Raw genomic sequence first — 24011 nt, forward strand, 5'->3', positions numbered from 1 at the left:
TTACTCTTTATGAGCTTCTATTGCAAGTGTTTCGTCTTCGTCGTCTCCTTCGTCATCATAATTTTCTTTAGGCGGACCACTCACTCTTTCTTGCAATGTTTGAAAAATAATGAACAATACAGGAATAACAAATACTCCTAAAATGGTTCCTATTAACATACCTCCAACAGCTCCTGTTCCAATAGATTTATTTCCAACGGCTCCTGCTCCAGAAGCAAACATTAAAGGAACAAGTCCTAAAATAAAGGCAAAAGAGGTCATTAAGATTGGTCTTAAACGCGCTACTGCTCCTTCGACTGCTGCTTGTACAACTGGCATTCCTTTACGCCTTCTGTCCAGCGCAAATTCGACAATCAAAATACCGTTCTTCGCCAGCAATCCAATCAACATGATTAAGGAAATCTGTAAATAAATATTACTGTTTAATTTGAATATGATCGAGAACAAATATGCTCCGGCCAATCCAAACGGAATAGAGAATAAAACGGCAAATGGTAAAATGTAACTCTCGTATTGTGCACTTAATAAGAAGTAAACGAATACCAGACATAATATAAAGATGAAAATAGTTTCACTTCCTGATGCTAATTCCTCACGCGTTAATCCAGAGAACTCATAACCATAACCGGCAGGTAATTCTTGTGCGGCAACTTCCTGAATTGCTTTAATCGCATCTCCCGAACTATATCCAGGGTTTGGAGCTCCAGTTATTGCAATAGAAGAGAAAAGGTTAAATCTTGAAATAGATTCCGGTCCAAAAACTCTGGTCATTTTTACAAACTCTGTAATTGGCGCCATTGTTCCAGAACTGTTTCTCACAAAAATCTTATTCAGTCCTTCTGTATTTGTTCTAAACTCTGGAGAAGCCTGAATCATTACACGGTATTGTTTTCCGAATTTATTGAAATTCGATGCATACAATCCACCATAATAACCTTGCATTGTCGACAAGATCGTATTTACGGGAACTCCAGCATCTTTTGCTTTTGCCAGATTAATATCCATCATGTATTGTGGAAATCCTGGGTTAAAAGGTGTTGTTGCATATTGTATTTCCGGACGTTTAGACAATTTTTCTAAAAAGTCCGTATTCACTTTAAAGAATTCTGCTGTAGTATGTCCTCCTTTATCCTGCAATTGGAATTCGAATCCACCACTTTGTCCAAATCCCTGAATTGTAGGTGGCGAAATAAAGAAGATGTTAGCTTCACGTATTCCACTTGTTTTGGCAAAAAGCTGACCAATTACATCGTTAACGCTTAAATCACGTTTTTCCCAAGTTTCTAATTTTATAATAACCATACTGTAAGCACTACCTGCTCCAGCGGTAAAGTTTTGTCCTACGATTCGAAGTGTATTTTTAACTCCTGGAATTGTTTTGGCAATACTGTCTACTTTTTTAGCAATTACATCAGAACGTTCCATAGAAGCTGATGGCGGTAAACTAATGTTGGCAAAAACGGTACCTTGATCTTCTGCAGGAACGAAAGCAGATGGTGTAGTTTTCATCATATAAAATAATGCTGCACCGGCTACCACAATTGAGCCTAATACAATCCATTTTTTTACTGAAAGAAACTGAACCGAACGTTTGTATCTACCCGTAACATTATCAAATGCAACGTTAAACGAGGTATAAAATCTTTGTAAATAGCTTTTATGTTTATGATCGTCTGCGTGTGGTTTTAAAAGTAAAGCACACAATGCAGGACTTAAAGTCAAGGCGTTAATTGCCGAAAGAATAATCGCAACCGCCAATGTAATACCAAATTGTTTGTAGAAAACTCCTGTAGAACCCGTAATAAAAGTTACTGGAATAAATACAGCAGCCATTACAAGTGTAATCGAAATAATCGCTCCCGAAATTTCGTCCATCGCATCAATAGTAGCTTTCTTCGACGATTTATAACCATGATCTAGTTTGGCATGCACGGCCTCGACGACTACAATGGCATCATCGACCACAATACCAATGGCAAGAACCATTGCAAAAAGCGTTAGTAAGTTAATCGTAAACCCAAACAAATTCAGGAAGAAAAATGTTCCTACAATAGCTACCGGAACTGCGATCGCCGGAATTAAGGTTGATCTAAAATCCTGAAGGAAAATAAATACTACGATGAAAACTAATATAAAAGCTTCGATTAAAGTATGAATTACTTTTGAGATAGAAGCATCCAAGTTTTCGTTAACGTCAACAAGAATTGTATATTTTACTCCTTTAGGGAAAGTCTTTGCTGCTTCTTCAATAAGCTTTTTTGAGTTGATGATTACATCACGTGCATTAGATCCCGGAGTCTGGCTAATCGCCATAGCCGTAGATTCGATACCATTTGTTTTGGTTGTCGAAGCATAACTAAGTGAACCTAGTTCTACCTTGGCAACATCTTTTAATCGTAACAATTGTCCGTTTCCAACAGATTTAATGATAATATCTCCAAATTCTTTGGCACTTGTTAAACGACCTTTATATTTAATTACGTATTGAAAAGCCTGATTTCCATTCTCACCAAATTTACCTGGTGCTGCTTCGATATTTTGTTCTGCTAATGCAGCCGAAATATCACTTGGAATCAATTTGTATTGTTGCATTACATCTGGTCTTAACCAGATTCTCATCGAGTAATCGTTTGCTCCAAATACGGTTACATCTCCTACTCCAACTACACGCTGAATTTGTGGAACAAGGTTGATCTTAGCATAATTTTGAAGGAAAGTCTGACTGTAGGCATTACCATCGCTGTATAAAGAGAAAATCAACAAGTTACTACTCTGACTCTTTGTTACAGTTACACCGGCCTGAGTTACCTCTACAGGTAATAAACTGGTAGCTCTGGAAACTCTGTTCTGAACGTTTACCGCTGCTAAGTCAGGGTTTGTTCCTACTTTAAAGAAGATTTTTATAGAAGCGTTACCATCATTTGTTGCTGTAGAGGTCATGTATGTCATGTTCTCTACACCATTAATTTGTTCTTCAAGCGGAATTACAATACTTTTTAATACTACATCTGCATTGGCTCCTGTATAACTTGCTGAAACGTTTACTGTTGGTGGTGCAATATCTGGATATTGAGAAATAGGCAGTTCAATCAAGCCTAAAACACCCAGGATGACAATAATAACAGATATTACTGTCGAAAGTACAGGTCTTTGTATGAATTTTTTAAACATTTTTTTCTTATTTTAAGTCTGCGTAAACAGTTTCGGCATTTTGATTCTGAGGTTTAATCTCGCTTCCATCTTTTAATGAAGCTACTCCTTCTAATACAATTTGATCGCCTGGTTTTAAACCACTTGTTACAACATAATAGTTTCCTGCAGTATTCTCAAGTACGGTGATATTGACATTTTTTGTTTTACCATCTTTCCCAACGGTTACTGCGAAAATTTTATCCTGAAGCTCGAATGTTGCACTCTGAGGTACTATAATTACGTCTTTAACTTCATTTGGAATTCTAACTGTTGCACTGCTTCCGCTTCTAATAATTCCTTTTGGATTTGGAAAACGAGCTCTAACATTTACTGAACCAGTTTCTGTATTGATTAATCCGTTTACAGTTTCTATATTTCCTTTTTCACTGTAAATAGAACCATCAGAAAGAAGTAATGACACTGCAGGTATTTGTTTAATTTTCTGCGCCATTGAAGCTCCTGAACCTGATTTTTCAGTAAACTTTAAAAACATTTTTTCATTCACGGCAAAATAAGCATATACATTTCCTATGCTTGATACGGTCGTTAATGGTTCTGTAGTATTAGAACTTACTAAACTTCCTAAACGAAACGGAATTGAACCTACAACTCCATTTACTGGACTTGTTACAGTAGTATATCCTAAATTTACTTTAGCATTTACTAAAGCTGCATTTGCCTGCGCAAGTGTTGCTAAAGCTGATTCGTAAGTATATTGAGCAGATTCTAAATCATACTTGCTAATGATTCCTTTTTCTACAAGAGGTTTTACTTTGTTTACCGCAAGTTTTGCAGAACTTAAATTTGCCTGAGCACTTTTTATACTTGCTGTTGCCGTACGAACTTCTTGTTCGTATTCTGGAGCATTGATTTTAAACAAAGGTTGTCCGGCCTTAACGACTGCACCTTCATCTACAAAAATCTTATCAATGTAACCTTCCACCCTTGGTCGGATTTCAATGTTTTGCTGTCCCTGAATACTCGCAGGAAAGTCTGTATTTAAAGTTGCTGATTTTTGCTGTAAAGTCAGCGTTTTATACTCTTTAACTTGTGGTGCACCTCCGGCCTGAGCCGACTTGTCGTTTTTATTACCGCAAGATGCGATCATAACAGCTACTGCGAGAATGCTTAAAAAGGATTGCTTATTCATTGTGAAAAATGTGTAATTATCAATTTATATGTGAACAAAAGAACTAAAATATCTTAAACGAAAAATTTTCAATAGACGAAGGGCATAAGACAATCGATAGATGTAACATAAGAACCGATGGAACTTATTCTACTTTAAATATGTATTTTAAAAAAGGCTCGTCGGCTCTAAAATGGTTTTTAGAGGTTCTAAGTCTATTTTGGGCGATTGATTTTATATTATGTATAAATATAATGTAATATTGTCATTAAAAATAACAATTAACAATGTCACCAACCTTTTTCAAACCTTATATTCACGCCGGATTACATATTCTGGGATGGTTATTATTAGGCTTTACGCTGTTATTTTACATACCCTTGACCTGGAATATTGTGCTTCCAATAATCTTTTGGATATGGCAATCTATAGTCTTGTTTTTTATGATTGTCATTTTTTATTCTAATGCCAAAATAATAGTTCCAAAAACCATTATTAAAGACAATATAAGTCCGTTTTTCTTGTGGGCACTTTTTATCATTTTTGCCATGCAGCTTGTTGCATATGTTTATAATATCAATACTGATTTGCACAGTAAATTGGCAGAAATTCTAGGTTTTAAAAAGTACCGAAATGATTATTTTGACAATTATGTTTTTACAATAACGTTATTGGTTCTTGGTATTAGTACCAGTTGGGCAATGTTACATCACTGGCAAAAAGCTGCACAGCATAAACAAAAGCTGGAACAGGATAAAACAATGGCAGAGTTGGCAATGTTAAAAGCACAAATTAACCCACACTTTTTCTTTAATTCTCTTAATAGTATTTATTCGCTTACTTATAGTAATATCGAAGATTCCCGCAAGGCCCTTCATACCTTAAGCCGTATGATGCGGTATTTACTTTACAGCACCGAAGGAGAAAGAACTACTTTATTAAAAGAAGCAGATTTCATGAAAGATTTTATAGCTTTGATGAAACTCCGTGCCAATAGTAAACTAACGATAACAATAGATATTCCCGAAAAAATACACGATTATCCAATTGTTCCAATGTTGTTATTACCTTTAGTCGAAAATGCTTTCAAACATGGTGTACATGCAACAGATAAAAGTGAAATTCATATTACACTGAAGCAAAAGGATGCCAATCTTGAATTTGAAGTAGAAAATACTTTTTTTGAAAAAACTACGACTACAGATCAAGGTGGAATTGGATTAACGAATACAAAACGCAGGTTACATTTGATTTATCCTAACAACCATGTTATGACGGCGGGTATTGACCAAAACGGAAAATACAAAGTAAATCTGCAAATAACTCTTGAACAATGACGGTATTAAAATGTATAGCAGTAGATGATGAACCACTAGCTTTAAGGCTGGTGGAAACCTTTATAGAACAAACGCCATTTTTGCAATTGGCATGTAGTTGCGATAATGCTGTCGAAGCTATGAGTTTAATTCGCGAACAACAGCCAGACATTGTTTTTTTAGACATAAACATGCCCAACTTAACAGGTATGGAATTGGCTAGACTTTTACAAGAACAGCCTGGACCTTTGCCTAAAATCATTTTTACAACAGCTTACAATCATTATGCGATAGAAGGTTATAGAGTTAATGCGGTTGATTATCTTTTAAAGCCTTTTAGCTACGAAGAATTTTTGCGAGCAGCCAACAAGGTATTACAATTGACTGAAGAAGCCTCAAACCAATATAATTCTGTAACAACTGATGAAGAGTTTATTTTCTTAAAAGTAGAATATCAGTGGGTTAGAATTCCTTTAAAAGATATTTTATACATCGAAAGTCTTAAGGATTATGTAAAAGTTCATCTGGAAGATACTCAAAAATCAGTAGTTTCGTTGATTTCCTTAAAAGCCTTAGAAGAAAAATTACCTACGTTAAAATTTATGCGTATTAATCGCTCTTTCATAGTTTCTCTTGAAAAAATAAATGCTATTAGCAAAAACTCCATTTTTGTAAATAAAACCGAAATAACTGTTGGCGAGCAATACAAAGAAACCTTTAAAACCATCGTTGAAAAATGGTTGAAATAACTATAATATAATACCCCATGGAAAAAAGATCAAACAAATATTATTTGACATTAAGTCTAAAACAATATGCAAATGGTGAAACTACTCCAGCAAAAGAACTTGGAATAGAATTTGACAATCACGATGAAATTTTTAGTATCATCGAAAGAATAAAAGAAAAGAACTTATTTGATAACGATCAAGAAGCAACACAATTTGCGTTGGGTCTTAAATTATTTGGAGAAATAAAACTCAAACATCGCAAGAATCCTTTGTTTGATGAATTGAACGAAGTCTTTCCTGTATTTATGAAAAAACTTAAAAGCATGTAAAATCAAAACAGCCAAACTAATCAATAAGTTTGGCTCTTTTTTTGTTTGATTAAAAAACAATCAATTACAATTTTCCATTTCGATAATAGAGAATCCATTTTTTAAAATCTGATTTTCTATCGCTTCAGGAGCTTTATCAATATGGCAAAACTTACATTCTTTTGAAGTTAAAACCTGCCCTTCCTGAGAAATTGTTTTAAGGTAATTTTTACCATATTCAAAAACCTGGTCTGCCTTATCACTCTCATTTACGAGAATATCAAAATGCATAATTTTTCCATCTTTTCGGGTTACATAAGTATCCCATACTGCTACTTTCATCTTATTTTTTTTTTATAGAACTAAAATTAGTTTTTGACATCAATTTAAAAACCTCTCCAAAAAATTTAGAGAGGTCGTTATACTTATCCAATTACATCTGCCATTGAAGCACCAAAATTAATGTGCAACACATTTCCGTTTGGAGTTACCAATGCAGGAACAGACAATAATCCTGCTTTTTGAGCTTCAGGAATTCTAGATTTATCTTCGCCAAGATTAACTACTTCAATTTCTGAAGTATTTATTAGATTTAAAATATCTTGTTCAGCACTTACACAAACCGGACAACCGGCATGATAAAAAATTGATTTTTTCATTTTAATAGAGTTTTAATTTTCACTACAAAATTAGATAGAACATGACGCGGGTAAATAATCCAGTTTTCCGATTTATAACACCTTTCTGGTCCAGTTTAAAGCGCAATCTGGACTATTTTAAATACTAAAAACTGGATCTTGCTCATAGTTTACATTCTATCTAAATTTGCAGCTGTGTTAAAGAAATGTGTTTCTTTTTGTATTCTTTTCCAGGTATAAAATCTATGTTTCTATCTGTTTAAATAAAATATTTAGAATTGCATCCAACGGGTAGGAATAAAACATAATTTTGCATCAAATAAATCTCAAATGAATCTGTACGAACTTGTTGTAAATGATACTGAAAAAATCGCTCTGAACGATTTACTTTTTAGCGAAGAGAATAAAACTGCATTATTGCAAACTATAAAAGAGCATAAATATATTGACGAATTAAAAAAATACAATCTTAAGGTCGATCATAAAATACTGCTTCACGGCTATTCCGGATGTGGTAAAACAACTACTGCAAAAGCCATTGCAACGGCATTAAACAAAAATATTGTCATTATTAATTTAAGTACTTTAATTAGTTCGCGAATTGGTGAAACATCTAAAAATGTTAAGGCTGTTTTTGATAAAGCCAGTCGCGAAAGAGCCGTTTTATTTCTAGACGAATTTGACCAAATTGGCAAAAGCAGAGATGCCGAAGATACGGATGTTGGCGAAATGAAACGTTTGGCAAACACCATAATTCAATTAATTGATTATTTGCCTGCAGACACTTTACTTATTTGTGCCACCAATTTTTATAATAGTATTGACAAAGCGATTTTAAGAAGATTTCAGATTCGTTTAAAATTTGAAATGCCAAATAATGAAGAGCTTGATATTTATTACGATAAATTACTGTTTCATTTTCCGGATCATTTACAAGATATTCCACGTACATATAATATCTCCTATGCCGAAGCAAAAGATTATATTCATACCACAATGAAAAGACAAATTATTGCCGAGCTTGAACTTCTTGAACAACAGCAGCTCAACGAAACAATAGCATAAAAAAACGCCTCAAAAAATTGAGGCGTTTTTTCTTTTATAAACTTATCCAGTTTAAGCTTTTGCTTTTCTTTTTACGGAGCAGCCAATTTCTTTAGTTTGTGTAACGGCTGGCTTTTGATTGCTTTTTAATGCTGCAATAACATCTTCGGCATATTTTATTTTTTCTGCTTTAGTTCCCTCTGGATCATTATCAATTGCACCAACATATTCTATAACATTACCTTTTGAAGTCTTAGAAACAATAAAAATATGCGGTGTGTGTTTTGCACCATATGCATCTGTAACCTTTTGTCCTGCATCAAATAAATACGGGAAAGGATATTTTTTCTGTTTTGCCAAATCCTGCATTTTATCAAACGCATCTGCTTTTGAAGCTTCTGGATCGTTTGGATTTATCGCAATTACTGGATATCCCTGCGAACTGAATTTTTTATCTAAATCGATAATTCTTTGTTCGTAACCTACAGCATAAGGACACGTATTACAAGTAAAAACAACAATAAAACCTTTTGCTTTTGGAAAACTGGCAAAAGAAACTTCTTTATTATTTACATTTTTAAGTTTAAAATCTGGTGCGGTATCTCCGGCTTTAAGAGTTGCTGTTTGTGCCTGAGCAATAAAGGCAGAGAATGCTAATACTAATAAAAGAATTATTTTTTTCATGGTTTATGGATTTACAGTTTTTTATATTCAGCTAATAATTGTTCGTAGGTAAATTCGCTTTCGACAAATTTTCGTTTATCATTTTTAATAAAAAGTGTTGCCGGAATACCTCCTGACCATGATGGATCAATTCGATCTATAAATTCCTGCGGGCTACTTTCATTAAACAAAAAAACTTTATTCTTTAAGTTTTTTCTTTTCACAAATGGAATCACGTTCGAAGCAAGTTTTGATTTAAAATCCAGACTTATTAATAAAACCGCTAATTTATCTGATTTATGTTCTGCACTCAGCTTTTCAAAATGAGGTAATTCTTTAACGCAAGGCGCGCACCAAGTCGCCCAAAAGTTAACGACATAAGTACTGTCTTTCCCTTTTTTTATTCGTTCATTCAGCTGATCAATATTTATCAATTTTACATTTTGGCTAAAAGCCGATGTCGTAAAAATGAACAGTAAAAAAATATAAACTGACTTGATTTTCATAGGGTAAAGTGCTTAGAATAAATTTGTGTCTTACAAATATAACCGAATGAAATTTTAGTTTTTGTTAATAAAAGCCTAATATCAAATAAGTTGAAATTAGATTAAGCTTTTACTGAAACTCAAGATAATTCTGGAAAACTAGTTTGTTATTTTTAAATTGATATCGTTAACAAACAATAATTGCTCCATATTATCCATTTTAGTAAGTGATAAAATCCCGTTTTTATTCACATTTATTGAATTGATTCTAAAGCAATATTCATTAGCATCTCTGTCCATTAAAGTTATAAATTCAGTAGTATCATCTGAGTTGTTCTGGCAACTATTCGAAATTCTATAGCGATACATTACCTGAAAACGGTCTTTGTTATAATTGTAAACCTTTCCATCCGGAGTAAATACCCATTTTGTACTTCGATTGGTATCTGTGTACCATGTACCAATTATTTTTTTTGATGAAGGATCTTCACTTTGGTTATTTCCAAAAGTGGTTGGGATTTGTAAGAGCAACAGTAAAACAAAAAACAGCTTTTTCATGTTTCTTTATTGTTTAATTATGTGTTTCGATTTTATCTTAGAAGTTTTCTTTTTTTTGACAAAATTAATATTTTATTAAATAGATTGTTAACCGCTTTTCTGAAGTAAAAAAATAAAATTTTACTTCATTTTACAAGTTATATCATTAAATAGAAAAATTACATCATAACCAACTGTTAATTATACAATTACATTCTGTTTTTCTATAAATAGTTACGAAGCATTAGAAGCTAGATTTGTATAATAACAAACTAAAAAAAATATCATGAAAACTACAGATCAAAAAAGCAGCAGCACTTCAACTTCTGGTGCAAAATCTATGGACAAAAAAATAGATAAAAAAGAAACCTCTCCAAAAAGAGAAGTTAAGCACAATGAAAAAGACGATAAAAAACCTACGACAACAAAAAAGTAATTAATTCTAAAGTATAATAACTATGGGAAATGGAAACAATCAAAATTACGATCAAGATAATCGTGATTTTAATCAAGACTTAGATACTCTTATCGATAAAGAAAATAACTATCAAAACGATAAACATCAAAATCAGGAAGAGTTTATTGATGATATAAATCATCAAACTAATGATTATAACAGAAATGAAAATAATCCTGGCGAAGAACCAATAGTAAACGATGAAGATCAAATTACAAATGATCAGGAATCTGATGACCTTGATGAGGATGAGGAGGATGAGGATGATTTAAAAGAAGAAGACGAGGATGATTTGGATGAGGATTTACAAGAAGTAACACACGATCCTTTTCCGAGTTTAAATCCGGAAAAATTTTAGACATTATGACATATTACACTTAAATAACCGTTAAAGACATAAGCTTTAACGGTTATTTTTTTTAAATTTAGAATGAAATTTTATAACAAATGTCCAAAACTATATAATGTTACTAAGTTGAATTTAAGTAATTTTAAAAATATCTGTTTTGGATAAATTAAAATAGACTGAGTAAATGCATTTGTATCATGGATTTAACAATTCAAATTGTCTGGTTGTTTGTTTTGGCTCTTCCAATAGCTTGTATTAGCTGGACGGTAACGCACGAAGAAATATTTAAAGAACCTCGTGAATGGTGCACAAAGCATTCTAAAAATGATAGGTATCTTTTGACGAGAAAAGCGTTTTATTTGTTTACATGCGAATATTGTTTTAGTCATTATGTTACAATTGCTTTTTTGATACTTTGTAATTATAAACTTTTGCTAAATGATTGGCGAGGATATATTTTGGCAGGATTTTCGCTTATTTTTATGGCAAATATCTATATGAGTCTTTTTGCATTGCTGAGACAGGCTATAAAAAAAGAAAAAGTCGAAATTGAAAAAATTGAAAATGAAGTTGATAGTGAGAAACTATCTTAGTAAATACAAACACGTTTAATTAAATAAATTATTAAAATCATGGAAAAATTAAATTTTATAGACCCTCTATTACACGGAATTACACCAAATCCGCCTTCTAAACTTTCTGTAAAAAATTTGGTTTTGGCCGGAGTAGGTTCGCTTTTAGTTGGTGCTGTTTTAAAAAAAACAGGACAAAATAAAACTGCCGCAGTTGTTGGAAGTCTAGCATTACCATTATTGGCATCGGCTTGTTATAAGCAGTTGTCTAAAAATCATAAAGCAAAAAAAGAAATTACAGATAGTAGTGGTATCGAATACAATCACTAATTTTTGTTTATAAGTTTCACGTTTTCTTTGTTTCGAGTTTTAAGTAATCTTTATAATACCTAAGACAATTTGAAACAAAGAAAACCTGAATCAAAAAGATTTACTTTAAGAAATATTAATATTCCCTTCGACCCAATTTAGGGCTTTATTAAAATTTTCTTTTTTAAAACCGTGAAATTCTCCCGGAACTACGTAGCTAAAACCGTTAGTAAAAGAAATGATTTCTTCAGAATCTGAAATTATTGCAGCTCTATTCCATTTTCCTAAATGTTTTAATCCTAGCAAAGCTTCTTGCAACCAAGCTCCAGACGAAAAACTTTGAGCATCATTATCTGTATCTAAAACTAATAAAAAATTAATTTCGTTGGTTTGCTTTACCAAATGTTCAACTGCAGGAATAACTACACTTAAAAAATCTTCATTTGTTACTTCTGCCAATGCTCGAAAAGCTACTATATTATCAGTAGTGTCAATTTGATGTATCATGATATTCTTGTTTTTTTGAATTGTTACTAATTTTAAGTCGTCCACATTTCATATTTGAATACAAAATCTTATCACTAGTACTTGCAGATCTCAATTCAAATAATATCTATTTCTAATCGCATTTTTATACAATAACTATATTTTTAAGGCTTTTAATTTATAAGTCATAAAGGTACAAAGGTTTAGCCTTATGTTCTATTATATGAAAGTTAAAACTTAGATCTTCAAACACTTACTAGATACTGGTATATAAAAACTAAAGCCCGTTTCTTTCGAAACAGGCTTTTTGTAAAAAAAATAAATAAACACACTAACACGAAACTTTAATTATATCCTTGATTTTGTTTGAATTCTTTGGTAACATCTATTACTCCTTGCGGAATTGGGAATACTCTTCTAAAAGGTTCTGATGCAGGTTTTGCAGTTCCTGGTAAATCAAACTTACCAAAACGGATCATTTGCGGTCTTCTATACAATTCCCAGTACAATTCGAAACCTATTTCGTTGTACAATTGCGTTGCATTTAATGATGTTAATGCTTTACCGGAAACACCTCCATATAGAGATTCTCTTTTTCTGCTTGTACGTAATTTATTAAGATCATCCATCGCTAATGCTGCACTTCCTTTTCTAAAATAAGCTTCAGCTCTCATTGTGTACATTCCCCCTAAACGAAATAATGGAATATCGACATTACTATTTCCGTTTCCTCCTTCAGGATCAAATTCATATTTAAAAATACGTGCTCCCTGATTGATTTCGTTTTGTGCAAAAACTGCCTGAGTTGGATTCTTAAAGGTTAAAGATGGCGTAAAATCCATTCTTGTAGTGGTACTTTTTTCCATATATAACGGAGAAACTTTAATACGATTACCAACCATTTCTAGAGAACCTGAAGGTAATAATATTGGGCCAAATTGTGGTCCGGCTACAATACCTCTTGTAAAATGAAACCAAGGTAGATTTGTACTTTTAGGTACAATATCTGTTGCAGGAACACTTGGCGTTGTACCGTCGTTTGTAAACCATGTTCCATCAGAATATTGATAAGCTTGATTGAATCTTGGGTCTTCATGATTTCCATCCCAAGTTGCGTAGAATTCCGGAGTTGTACAAGCTGCGTTTGTTCCTCTATTTGCTGCCGATGTTCTCTGGTTACGCTCCATACATACGTAAGCAAAACTGTTTGAACCGTTACGGATGTAATCTATTTTTTGAGTGATCGCAAAAATTAATTCTTTTCCGTTATTATTGTCTCTTGCAAAGTTTTTAAAGTAATCACTTTCTAAACTAAACTTTCCTGAATTAATTAATAATGATGTATAATAAATTACACGATCCATATCTGTTCCTGTTGATCCGGTTACGGCAGGCTCATTAAAATTAAAATTTGAAGACGTATTAAAACGATCTTTAAACACAGCACGATTTAAATACATAACACTTAAAAAACCATATGCTGCTTGCTTTGTAAAACGCCCGTTATGGGTTTGTTGCTCTCCAAGATCAGCCAAATCAGGAATTAAAGCTTCAACATCAGTAATTAATTTATCAATTTGAGTATCGGCTTTTAAAATTTGCAATGGCGCGCTTGGATTCATTGGATCTCTGTATGGTGCTTGCCCGTACAAATCTAAAGTGGTGTACAAATAATATGCTAAAAGTCCTTTTGCTTCTGCTAAAAATAACTTCTTTTGCGAAATTGAGCTTTCTTCAACAGATTGAATTGCTGTTAAAGATCGTGTGATACCATTGGTCAATAAATTCCAGTTACTACCTACAATTGCATTATCAGACTTCCAAGTAAACTCATGCATATCTCTCCATTTTCCTCCATCTCCCCAGTCACTTCCACGAGTTGGTAAAATAGCCTCATCTGTAGTATATTCTTGTAAAGAAAAAACACCACCATGATCTACAAAAGTTCCGTCTCCTAACCTGTCATAAGCTGCTGCAAGCGCTCCGGCAGGATTTGAAGCATTGTCTCCTAATACCTCATCAAGCACCACCTCATCAAGATTGGTACAACCGGTAAACAACCAGATAAATGAGAATACCGTTATTACTTTTATATTAAAAAATGTATTTGTTTTCATAATAAATTATAATTTTAAAGTTGCTCCAAAACTAAATGTTCTAGAAGTTGGGTAACTAGCATAATCAATACCAATAGATTGATTTCCTCCGTTTGATTTTGGACTATTGATTAAAGGATCATAACCAGAATAGTTTGTAATTGTAATTAAGTTTTGACCTGTTACGTAAAGCGTCAATCCGTTTATCCAATTCACACCTTTTAAGTCAAAATTGTAACCAATACGTGCTGTATTCAATCTGATAAAGTCTGATTTCTCTAAAAACAACGTTGATAAAATTGGTGAGTTTGTTGGGTTTGCACCAGACTCATAATATCCTGTAGCTACATTTCGGTCAGATGCCAAATTGTTTATGTTTAAAGCATTTAAACCTGTATTGTTTAGCAAATATCCGCCTGTTTGTCCGATGATAGAAAATGAAAAACTAAAGTTTTTGTATCTCATATCACTATTAAATCCGTAGTAAAAAGTTGGCAATGCACCTTCGATAATAATTCTGTCGCTATTATCAATTTTACCATCTCCGTTTTGATCTTTAAAAACATTCGCTCCATTTGCATCAAAACCAATATGCTCTAATAAGTAGAATGAACCTGCAGCATATCCGCTTTTGTAAATATTAGCATTTACTCCAGATTGACCTGGACCAGAAATAGTTCCTGTTAAGATTTCTGAAACCGGAAGATTCTCAATTTTATTTCTTAACGTAGCTCCATTTGCATCAATACTCCAAGTGAAGTTTTTAGTTTCAACTAATTTTGAACCTAACATAATTTCAAAACCTTTATTCACAATTTCTCCATCAATATTTGTCCAGATTGTAGTTGTTGGACTCAAAGCCTGAGATGGAACATTTAAAATCGCATCTGTAGTTGTTTTATTGAAATAATCTAAAGTTCCGTAGAATTTATCATTCCAAAAACTAAAGTCTAAACCAAGATTATATTGCGTTACAACTTCCCATTTTAAATTTGGATTTGGTGTTCTGTTTACTGAAACTCCGTTTACCAAATTCAAATCATTGTATAAATAATATCCATCTGCTCCAGAAAGAGAATAACTTGCTTGCGTAATTTTATTTTCAACCTCTTGATTTCCGGTTTGTCCCCAACTTGCTCTTACTTTTAAGTTGCTAACTGCCGAAACATTTTCTAAGAAACTTTCTTTAAACACATTCCATCCTAAGGCAAATGAAGGAAAGTAACCGTATTTGTTATTTTGTCCAAAACGAGTCGAACCGTCAGCTCTCATCGAAGCCGTTAAAAGATACTTGTTGTTGAAAGTATAATTAACCCTTCCAAAATAAGATTGCAATTCATTTTCCTGAGCATAACCTGTAGTTCCGGATTGTGTTCCTGCAAATCCAGGATTAATAGAAGGTTTTACTCCTGTTCCCTGACCTGAAATTCCATCGATACTAAAAGCTGTTCCTGATCTTTCGAATTTTTGATACGAGAAACCACCCAAAACTTCCATTTTATGTTTGTTCAACGCAAGATTGTACGTTAAATAATGTTCGACCAAAGAGTTCTTTGAATCTAAATTGTTCTGAACATATTTTCCTTTTGGATTTAAATCTGTAACGTTTGGATAAATCGTCGTATTTCTCTCTGCCATAGAGCGATCAATACCAATGTTTAATTTATATTCCAATCCGTCAACAATTCTTAATGACGTTTCTAAATTTCCTAAAACTCTCAATGTACGCGTTTGATCCTCATAGATACTTAATAAATAAGCCGGATTATAATGCGCGTTCATATTAAAGTTGGTATACTTTCCGTTTGCATCAAAAACAGATCTTGTTGGGTTTGCCATTAAAGTATGTACAATCAACTGACCGTTTGAACCACCGTCATCACTTGTAGGTACACCGTCATCTCTGGTTTCACTCGCCGTAAGATTTACTTTTACCTTTAAACGTTTGTTATCCAAAAACGACTCTGCAGCGTTAATTCTACCCGACATACGTTTGAAATTACTATTACGAACAATTCCTTCCTGATCCATTTGCGCTACTGAAGCATAATAGTTTCCAGATTCTGTTTGTTTAGAAAATGACAATGAATTGTTTTTTGTAATTGCTGTTCTGTAAATTACATCTTGCCAATCTGTATTTCCTTTATGGTCAAAAGCAGGTTCTTTTATAGCACTTCTATATTGAGATGCACTTAAAACATCTAGCTTATTTGCTACAGTCGAAAGTCCTGTATAACTATCAAAAGTTAATGTAGCATCGCCTTTAGATCCTTTTTTGGTTGTAACCAAAACAACTCCGTTAGATCCTCTCGCACCATAAATCGCTGCCGCAGATGCATCTTTAAGAACTGTAATCGATTCGATATCGCTACTGTTTAAAAAGTTCAGCGGATTTTTTGCCGCAGAAGCTCCAAAACCAACGTTTGTTCCTGATGGGCTCACATCGTCATTTGCCAACGGAACTCCATCGACAACAAACAAAGGTGTACTTCCGCTTCTAATAGATCCAACTCCACGAATTGTAACATTTACACCCGCACCAGGTTCTCCGCTTGTACTAACAACACGAACTCCAGCTACTTTTCCCTGCAATAAATTATCTGGCGAAATGTTGATTCCTTGTTTAAAATTCGCAGCTTCTAATTGTGTTACTGCTCCCGTAACATCTTTTTTAGATTGTTTACCGTAACCTACAACCAAAACTTCGTTTAGCTCCGCCGTATCTGGTTCTAACTGAACTGTCATGAAACCATTTTGAACTACAACTGTTTTTGTTTTATAACCTACATACGAAACCTGAAGTGTTTTTCCTTCTCCAATTGTAATTTCAAATATTCCGTCAAAATCAGAAACGGTAGAATTTGAAGTACTTGTTTCTAAAATACTTGCACCCGGAATTGGCACTTTGTTCTCATCCACAACTTTTCCCTTTACTTTCACTCTGTCCACACTTTTTGGAGTTACAGGTTTAGGTGTTTCTGATTTTTGAATTAAAACTAATTTTCCGTTTATATTATAATTGAAATTAGCTTTTTTCGAAAGATCGTTTAAAATTAACGTTACTGATTCATCAGAATAATCGACTGTATAAATCTTATTATCAGCAATAATAGCTTGTCCGTAACTAAATTTGTAATCGGTTTGTTTGCTTAGTTTTGAAAAAATAGAGACAAGTGTCGCTTTTTCTATTTTATTTTTTACTTTTGAATTCTCTAACACATTAGTTTTACTGTAACCGGACTGAAGGGTCAGTAACGCTAGTACTAAAAAGACGATTCTCTTTAGATTTAAATAGGTAAGTTTAAAATACATGATTTAAGTTATTGGTTTTTATCGATACTTAATTATTAATCGCAGTTGTTCTCAGCAACTGCTTTTTTTTTAATTCACTTTTACTATTTCGCCATAAACTTTAAATTTTAGGTTTGTGATATAATTTATTTGCTCTAAAACATTCTCTAATGATGCGTCCTTCTTTATGAATACCGTTAACGGCATTGCTAATACTTGTTCATTATCATATTCAAATGAAACTCCGTATTTATATTGTAAAATGGTAATTACTTGTTTAAGTGTAGTTTGATTTAGTGTGATATCTGTTGCATACCAATTCACTAAAAAGGCCTTATCAGCCAATTGTTTGGTTAATTTTTGAGATTGAAACAAAGCTTGTTCATTTGGTACCAAATCAACGCTCTGCCCTTTTGAAGTAACATTTACTTTTCCGGTAAGTACAATCACTTCACATTTTTCTTTAGACAATTGAATGTGAAATGAAGTTCCAACCACTTTTGTTTTAATTTCGCCCGAAGCAATAATAAAAGGATGCTTTTTGTCTTTGGCAATTTCAAAAAAAGCATTTCCTTTTAATAGCGAAACTTTTCTTTCGTCTCCCTCAAACTTTTCAGGATATTGAAATGATGAATTTGCTGCCAGATAAATTTTCGAACCATCACTTAGTTTGATAGATTTGGGGATCGACGAAGTTTTAAATGATAATTGCTTTTCAGTTGAAAGGCTCGGTTTAAAAAAGAATCCTAAACCAACTAGAAAAATTATACTGGCAGCTGCCATGTATTTTAAATAAGGATTGAAAGTTTTTTTCTTTCCTATTCGAAGTTGAATATCTTCGTATATATTTCGTGAAACTTCATCAGGATTTCCCATTGAAATTTCATTCCATTTTGAATTTTGATATTGAGTAAAAGCAAAATCATTCAGAAGATTTTCTTCTGCAATTGAAGTTTTATTTCGAGAACTTTTATCTATAAGATGTTCTAAACTATGTTTGATTCTTTTTATCATAATACTTGTTGTTATAACTAAGTACCAGAATCACGAAATCGTACTATCGGGAAATATTATGAAAACATCAACAGAAAGTTATCTTAAAACTTTTGATGTAAAATAAGGTACGGAACCAACCAAGCCAGGTCTTTTAAGCCTTCACGTAATTGTTTTAAGGCCGAAGAAATTTGATTTTTCACCGTTTGTTTCGAAATACCAAGTTCATCAGCAATTTGATCAATCGACATATCTTGAAATTTATACATTAATAAAACTTCTTTTCTTTTCTCCGGAAGTTTATCTAATGCGGCATAAAGCAAATCCATTAATTCAGGATCAATTGTCGCAAAATTATCAATAATGTAATCCTCAAACTGATCTTCTAAAATCGTCTTATCAAACCTATTATTTTGATAATGTTTGAAGACCTGATTTTTTACGGCACGAAACAAATAAGGTTCAATAGCATTTATATTTACCTCCTCTTTTCGTTCCCATAAATCTATAAAAACATCCTGAACAATGTTCTGCGCCAAGTCTTTATCCTGAGTCATCGTATACGAAAATGCATTTAGCTTTTTCCAGTATTCATTATACGTTTTTTCGAAAATTTCAGGGTTTTTCATAACTTATTGTGGGACTATTTGGTGATGTAAAATAATAAAATGTTATACCAAAGTTTTTTGTCTGAAGGTTAACTTTAAATTAAATAAAGAACTCTTTTGCTGTATAAATACTACTATTTTTCGCTAAAAATGACAATCGGTTTGCGATTTCTTTTTCTTTAACTAACATAAAAATCAAGTACAGTACTTAATTTGGTTCACTCTAAAAAAAGGTGTTTTAATAATGCTGCGTCCACGGTATTAATAATTTTTACACTTTAAAAAAATGAAACAAATTCTGTTTTCTTTAATTCTTGCCAGTGCGATAAATAGCAACGTTCAGGCACAAAATGATACTTTAAAAATCAATCAAATTCAAGTTATTGGTTCTCATAACAGTTACCGACAAGCGATTGAAACCGATTTGTACGATTTTATACAGGCAAAAGATACTTCTCGTTCTTTAAAAGGTTTACAATACACGCACATTGGCATTACAGAACAATTAAATAAAGGTTTGCGAAATCTTGAAATTGACGTTCAAGGCGATTCTAAAGGCGGAAAATTTACACACCCGAAGGGTTTAGATCTCGCAAAATCGCAGGAAGCATATGACCCAAAAGGAGAAATGAAAAAACCTGGTTTTAAAGTCTTTCATATGATTGATATCGATTTTAGAACTTCTTGTTACACGCTTCAAAGCTGTCTTGCAGAACTAAAAAAATGGTCTGATGCTAATCCTGATCATGTTCCGGTTTTTATTACTTTAGAACCAAAAGATGATGATAGTTACTTAGGTACAAAAGCCGAGAAATTTACACCAGAATTATTTGATGCCTTAGACAAAGAACTTCGAAAAGGTTTAGGAAATAAACTAATCACGCCAGATATGGTTCGAGGAAAATACAAAACTCTTGAAGAAGCGGTTTTAAACAACAATTGGCCAACTCTTAAAAAAGCTAAAGGCAAGTTTTTGTTTATTTTAGACAATAACGGCGCTAAAAGAGATTTGTACGCTTTAAATCATCCATCATTAAAAGGTCGTGCCATTTTTATCAATGCTGAACCTGGAAAACCCGAAGCTGCAACTTTATTTAGAAACAATTCTGAAGATGCTACAATAACTGATTTAGTCAAGAAAGGTTACATCATACGAACAAGGGCCGACTCTGATACTAAAGAAGCTCGAGCAAATGATTACTCACATTTTGAAGCAGCCAAAAAATCGGGAGCGCAAATCATCACTACGGATTATTATTTGCCAAGTACAATTTTTAATTCTCCTTATCAAATTAAGTATGATGACGGAACTTATGTGAGAGTTAATCCGGTTAATGGTAAGTAGTTTTCAGTCGCAGTTTATAGTCTCAGTTTTCAGATTGAGATGATGAAAAATTTAACCGCAAAGAACGCAAAGGTTTTTTATCTAAGATTACGTTCCTAAACTCAAAGTTCGCAAAGCTATACGGTAAAGCTTTGCGAACTTTTTGTTTACTCTCTATTTTAATAATCGCAATGATTGTCTTCCTGAGCGAAGTCGAAGGACACATAGTATCTCGACAAAGATTGACAGTTTTAATTATAGAGTTTCTTGTGTGTCCTTCGACTTCGCTCAGGAGGACAAAAAACCTTTGCGTTCTTTGCGGTTAAAAACTGAGACTGAGACTGAAAACTTATTTCAAACCCTTAATCTCTCCCGTTTTTAAATCATAAGAAAAATGATCTGCCGGAACTTCATGCATAAATTTATTAAAGATGATTAGAAACAATCGTACTTGATTTTGCAATGGTTTTTCTTTTAAAGTGTCTTCTTTATAATTTTCAAAAAACATTTGAGACAAGATTTTGTATTGTTTTGCTCGTGCTGTTCCAACATCAACTAAAGCCAATTCATCTGCACTTCTGAAACGATAAAAATCAACTAGAAAATCGTAGCCAGTCCAATTGAAATCTTCAATTTTAAGATTATTTTCGGCTAATACTTTATTTAAGTTTAGTGTTGCTTTTGAATATTCTTCTTTGAAATTTTCTTTATTTTTCAAGATCTCATCAAAATCTTTTTTAGATTGAATGTTTGCCAAAATCAATAATTCACTTGCAGAAACATTCAGAAAAAAATCTTTGAAAGCAGCAGGCCAATCATCAGCTAAGAATCTTAACCGAACCAATTCTTTAAGATGAAAATCAGTAAAATCATGGTAGTTTTTTGTTTTCAAAATATCAATATTCCAAATACCTTTTGTTTGCTGACTTTCTAAAAACTGATATTCCATTTTGTACAAATCAAAAAGCTCATTGTATCTTGGCACCTTATCGATAGTTATGGTTTGAATATCAACTAAATTATCTTTCTGAATTGTCAATAATTTATACGCCGGAATATAAGCTGCCAATGATGGCGTTTGAATATTCACCAAAGTATTTCCTTTTTCTGTCGTGCGAATTCCTGTATCATTAATATGCATATGTCCACCAAAATGAATTTTCAGTCCCGCATCTGCAAAAGTCTTCGCTACTTCTTCTACCGGAACTCTGTTTAATTGCCATTTATTTGGTCCAAGCAATTCTTTAATTTCTGCCGACGCATCATCATTAAAATCAATCATCGGAAAATGACTAAAAGCAATTAATGTCTTGCCTTGTTGTTTGGCTTGAGCCGAAATTTCTCCGACCCATTTTATAAGATGCTTTTTGTTCGAAAGTACATTATTGTAACCTGTACTTGCTTCACTATAATTTTTAGAATCTTTAGGATCAACTATTTCTTTTTTCTTTGGGATATATACATTTCCATCAATTGCCATTAACCAAAGTCCGTCTACAGGTTCTACAACATAACTTACATCCGGAACTTCATATCCGGGTGCAACCTCATAAACTCGATTGGATAATAAAGCGGCTTGAGAAGCTTTTTCGAAACTATAATTTTGACTATTATATGTTGAAAATGGAGTTGCCCAAAATTTGTTTTTTTTATTTGGATAAAAACCAAAATCTTTTAAGTTATCCGTAATTCCTAAATACCCCATTTTAGCAATGTCTTGCGTGATAACTACAGGTTGTTCCGTGGTTAAGTTTGACTTATATAACCCTTCTTTGCTATAAATGGGCTGACTTTTTCCGTCTTTGCCAAGAAAATCTTCTTTGCCGGATTCTTGCGCAAAAGGCCCCACAGGATCGTGATTTCCAGTTGTGATAAAAAACTCAATATTGTATTTCTTACTGTATTGCTTCAAGATTTTTTCTAACCCAAGTACATGTATCGGCTGTCCATCATCTGTATAATCTCCCGGAAGTGCTACGTATTTTATCTTTCGTTTTGCAATATCTTCTAAAGCGGCAATAAAGGCAAAATAGTTTTCATTAAAAATTCGGGTCGAATGCAATTGAGAAGCCATCGTTCGCATTAAAACATATTTACCTGTTTTCGGATTCAAAACGCCTTTATAATCGCTATCCGAAAATGATCCGAATAAATCCTGCAAATGCACATCAGATAAAAAAGCAATTTGAACACCATTAAGATTATTCTGTTTTTGAGCTGAAATATTCGAACTTAAAAAAACTAGGAAAAGAATCAGGAAATATTTTTTGTAATAAAATGTGATTTTAAAATTCATAGGTAAAGCTTTGAAATTGGGACTTTCTAAAATAAGTCCGCAATTTTATGAATTTAAACCGCAAATATGTTTAACCTATTGTTATCGAATGATAATGTTTATTATCTCTTTACGCTGATTTTTACCGCAAAGAGCGCAAGGTTTTTTACTTTTCATTGAGTATACAAACGTAAAGTTCGCAAAGCTAGAGCAATTACCAGCTTTGCGAACCTTGCGTTTTTTTATAAAACCTCAACCTACAATAACTTTGCACCCTTTGCGGTTAAAGTCAAAGTCAAACTTAAAATTTTAAAAGAGCACTCAACTCCTCGTAAGTATTAAAAAGTATAGCACCTTCTTGTTCCAAATCGGCATTATTATATCCATTTGCAAAACCATAAACCTTAAATCCGCCACGTATTCCAGCCATTACTCCTGCTTTACTGTCTTCGACAACAATACAATCTGCAACATCAAATCCCATTTCTTTGGCAGCATGCAGAAAAATTCCCGGATCTGGTTTCCAACTGTTGATTTCGTAAGCACTATATATTTTATTCTCGAATTTATCTAACAGGCCTGCCACTTCAAGATTCAATCTAATTTTATCCACAGGACCGCTTGAAGCCACACAATAAGGTATTTTTAGTTTTTCTAAAAAAGTGACAATACCCTCCATAGGTTTCACTTGTGTTTTAAAAGCTGCAAAACTTCTTTCTCTATAATCGCGCTCAAAACTTTCGGGAAGCTTTTTGCCAATACCTTTTTCTATTTCCTGAAAACATTCTTTTAAATTTCGACCATTAAAATCGCGATAAGCATCTTCCAGTTTCATTTCAAAACCAAGTTCGGCTGCCATGGAAAGCAAAATCCCGTTACCAATTTTTTCAGTATCTACAAGAACTCCGTCGCAATCGAAAATAATACATTTAACCATTGTATTGATTTACATTTAATTAATAAATAACCTGCTTTTATAAGCAGGCATTGTAAATTACAAAAAAATAGAGGATCTAGTTCTAATAAAATTACAAAAAGCAAACCCGACAGGTTTTTAAAACCTGTCGGGTTTATTCGGAACTAAAAAAAATCTATTTAATCTTTAGGCAAATACTAACTCTTTCTGGCAGGAAAATAATTCTCTTTCAGAATAATTTCTAACGGAATATAATGTGTGTTTTCAACCGTTTCTCTTAAAACTAATTTTC

General features: G+C 32.9%; 23 protein-coding genes. 9 read left to right on the forward strand and 14 right to left on the reverse strand.

All coding sequences use genetic code 11. From position 1 onward, the window contains the following. Entirely contained in the window at positions 1-3171 is a 3171-nt protein-coding gene (locus tag IW18_RS21345) for an efflux RND transporter permease subunit (protein ID WP_041520221.1), read from the reverse strand. 7 nt (positions 3172-3178) lie between these two features. Next, positions 3179-4342, reverse strand: coding sequence for an efflux RND transporter periplasmic adaptor subunit (locus tag IW18_RS21350; protein ID WP_041520222.1), 1164 nt, complete (start codon positions 4340-4342; stop codon positions 3179-3181). A 266-nt stretch (positions 4343-4608) separates the two neighbouring features. On the opposite strand from IW18_RS21350, the gene IW18_RS21355 reads away from it, so the two are divergent. Genes IW18_RS21355 through IW18_RS21365 form a run of 3 tightly spaced genes read left to right on the forward strand, consistent with a single transcriptional unit; the run spans position 4609 to position 6697 of the window. After that, positions 4609-5658 (forward strand): sensor histidine kinase, encoded by a 1050-nt coding sequence (locus tag IW18_RS21355; protein ID WP_041520223.1) that lies wholly within the window; start codon positions 4609-4611, stop codon positions 5656-5658. Continuing rightward, entirely contained in the window at positions 5655-6386 is a 732-nt protein-coding gene (locus IW18_RS21360) for a LytR/AlgR family response regulator transcription factor (RefSeq protein WP_041520224.1), read from the forward strand. Before IW18_RS21355 ends, IW18_RS21360 begins: the two co-directional genes overlap by 4 nt. Before the next feature lie 17 nt (positions 6387-6403). Further along, positions 6404-6697, forward strand: coding sequence for a DUF3861 domain-containing protein (locus IW18_RS21365; RefSeq protein WP_041520225.1), 294 nt, complete (start codon positions 6404-6406; stop codon positions 6695-6697). Positions 6698-6757: 60 nt separating this feature from the next. Here IW18_RS21365 and IW18_RS21370 read toward each other — a convergent pair whose 3' ends face one another. Both IW18_RS21370 and IW18_RS21375 read right to left on the reverse strand, forming a co-directional pair. Next, positions 6758-7018 carry a DUF2024 family protein gene (locus IW18_RS21370; RefSeq protein ID WP_041520226.1) on the reverse strand — a complete coding sequence of 87 codons (261 nt, stop codon included), beginning with the start codon at positions 7016-7018 and terminating at the stop codon, positions 6758-6760. A gap of 83 nt (positions 7019-7101) precedes the next feature. Beyond that, positions 7102-7335, reverse strand: a complete 234-nt coding sequence (locus IW18_RS21375) for a hypothetical protein (protein ID WP_041520227.1) — start codon at positions 7333-7335, stop codon at positions 7102-7104. Positions 7336-7644: 309 nt separating this feature from the next. On the opposite strand from IW18_RS21375, the gene IW18_RS21380 reads away from it, so the two are divergent. Then, entirely contained in the window at positions 7645-8379 is a 735-nt protein-coding gene (locus tag IW18_RS21380; protein ID WP_041520228.1) for an AAA family ATPase, read from the forward strand. A gap of 51 nt (positions 8380-8430) precedes the next feature. On the opposite strand, the gene IW18_RS21385 is transcribed toward IW18_RS21380, so the two are convergent. From IW18_RS21385 to IW18_RS21395, 3 genes are all read right to left on the reverse strand, one after another. Further along, positions 8431-9042: a thioredoxin family protein gene (locus tag IW18_RS21385; protein WP_041520229.1), complete on the reverse strand. Its 612-nt coding sequence runs from the start codon at positions 9040-9042 to the stop codon at positions 8431-8433. 11 nt (positions 9043-9053) lie between these two features. Beyond that, on the reverse strand, positions 9054-9527 hold the full coding sequence (locus tag IW18_RS21390) for a TlpA disulfide reductase family protein (protein WP_041520230.1): 474 nt from the start codon (positions 9525-9527) through the stop codon (positions 9054-9056). A 138-nt stretch (positions 9528-9665) separates the two neighbouring features. Further along, complete coding sequence (locus IW18_RS21395) at positions 9666-10064, reverse strand: hypothetical protein (protein WP_041520231.1); 399 nt, start codon at positions 10062-10064, stop codon at positions 9666-9668. Positions 10065-10329: 265 nt separating this feature from the next. Here IW18_RS21395 and IW18_RS23260 point away from each other — a divergent pair, with 265 nt between their 5' ends. The 4 genes from IW18_RS23260 (at position 10330) to IW18_RS21410 (ending at position 11751) form a co-directional block, all read left to right on the forward strand. Further along, a complete protein-coding gene (locus IW18_RS23260; RefSeq protein WP_160113222.1) occupies positions 10330-10479 on the forward strand; it encodes a hypothetical protein in 150 nt (49 codons plus the stop codon). 22 nt (positions 10480-10501) lie between these two features. Continuing rightward, the gene (locus tag IW18_RS21400; protein ID WP_041520232.1) at positions 10502-10858 is read left to right on the forward strand and encodes a hypothetical protein; all 357 of its coding nucleotides are present in this window, start codon (positions 10502-10504) and stop codon (positions 10856-10858) included. A gap of 188 nt (positions 10859-11046) precedes the next feature. Continuing rightward, a complete protein-coding gene (locus IW18_RS21405; protein WP_041520233.1) occupies positions 11047-11442 on the forward strand; it encodes a hypothetical protein in 396 nt (131 codons plus the stop codon). 39 nt (positions 11443-11481) lie between these two features. Then, positions 11482-11751 carry a hypothetical protein gene (locus IW18_RS21410; RefSeq protein ID WP_041520234.1) on the forward strand — a complete coding sequence of 90 codons (270 nt, stop codon included), beginning with the start codon at positions 11482-11484 and terminating at the stop codon, positions 11749-11751. A 105-nt stretch (positions 11752-11856) separates the two neighbouring features. On the opposite strand, the gene IW18_RS21415 is transcribed toward IW18_RS21410, so the two are convergent. From IW18_RS21415 to IW18_RS21435, 5 genes are all read right to left on the reverse strand, one after another. Next, complete coding sequence (locus IW18_RS21415; RefSeq protein ID WP_041520254.1) at positions 11857-12237, reverse strand: SpoIIAA family protein; 381 nt, start codon at positions 12235-12237, stop codon at positions 11857-11859. A 323-nt stretch (positions 12238-12560) separates the two neighbouring features. Further along, a complete protein-coding gene (locus IW18_RS21420) occupies positions 12561-14333 on the reverse strand; it encodes a RagB/SusD family nutrient uptake outer membrane protein (protein ID WP_041520235.1) in 1773 nt (590 codons plus the stop codon). A 6-nt stretch (positions 14334-14339) separates the two neighbouring features. After that, positions 14340-17624: a SusC/RagA family TonB-linked outer membrane protein gene (locus tag IW18_RS21425; RefSeq protein ID WP_041520236.1), complete on the reverse strand. Its 3285-nt coding sequence runs from the start codon at positions 17622-17624 to the stop codon at positions 14340-14342. 69 nt (positions 17625-17693) lie between these two features. Further along, the gene (locus IW18_RS21430; RefSeq protein ID WP_041520237.1) at positions 17694-18617 is read right to left on the reverse strand and encodes a FecR family protein; all 924 of its coding nucleotides are present in this window, start codon (positions 18615-18617) and stop codon (positions 17694-17696) included. Positions 18618-18700: 83 nt separating this feature from the next. Then, positions 18701-19225, reverse strand: a complete 525-nt coding sequence (locus tag IW18_RS21435; RefSeq protein WP_041520238.1) for an RNA polymerase sigma-70 factor — start codon at positions 19223-19225, stop codon at positions 18701-18703. Positions 19226-19490: 265 nt separating this feature from the next. On the opposite strand from IW18_RS21435, the gene IW18_RS21440 reads away from it, so the two are divergent. Continuing rightward, positions 19491-20549 carry a phosphatidylinositol-specific phospholipase C1-like protein gene (locus tag IW18_RS21440; RefSeq protein WP_041520239.1) on the forward strand — a complete coding sequence of 353 codons (1059 nt, stop codon included), beginning with the start codon at positions 19491-19493 and terminating at the stop codon, positions 20547-20549. A gap of 328 nt (positions 20550-20877) precedes the next feature. On the opposite strand, the gene IW18_RS21445 is transcribed toward IW18_RS21440, so the two are convergent. After that, complete coding sequence (locus tag IW18_RS21445; RefSeq protein ID WP_041520240.1) at positions 20878-22824, reverse strand: metallophosphoesterase family protein; 1947 nt, start codon at positions 22822-22824, stop codon at positions 20878-20880. Positions 22825-23104: 280 nt separating this feature from the next. After that, the gene (locus IW18_RS21450; RefSeq protein ID WP_041520241.1) at positions 23105-23740 is read right to left on the reverse strand and encodes an HAD family hydrolase; all 636 of its coding nucleotides are present in this window, start codon (positions 23738-23740) and stop codon (positions 23105-23107) included. Positions 23741-24011 lie beyond the last annotated feature (271 nt).

Origin of the sequence: Flavobacterium hibernum (genome assembly GCF_000832125.1) — a bacterium.
GTDB lineage: Bacteria > Bacteroidota > Bacteroidia > Flavobacteriales > Flavobacteriaceae > Flavobacterium > Flavobacterium hibernum.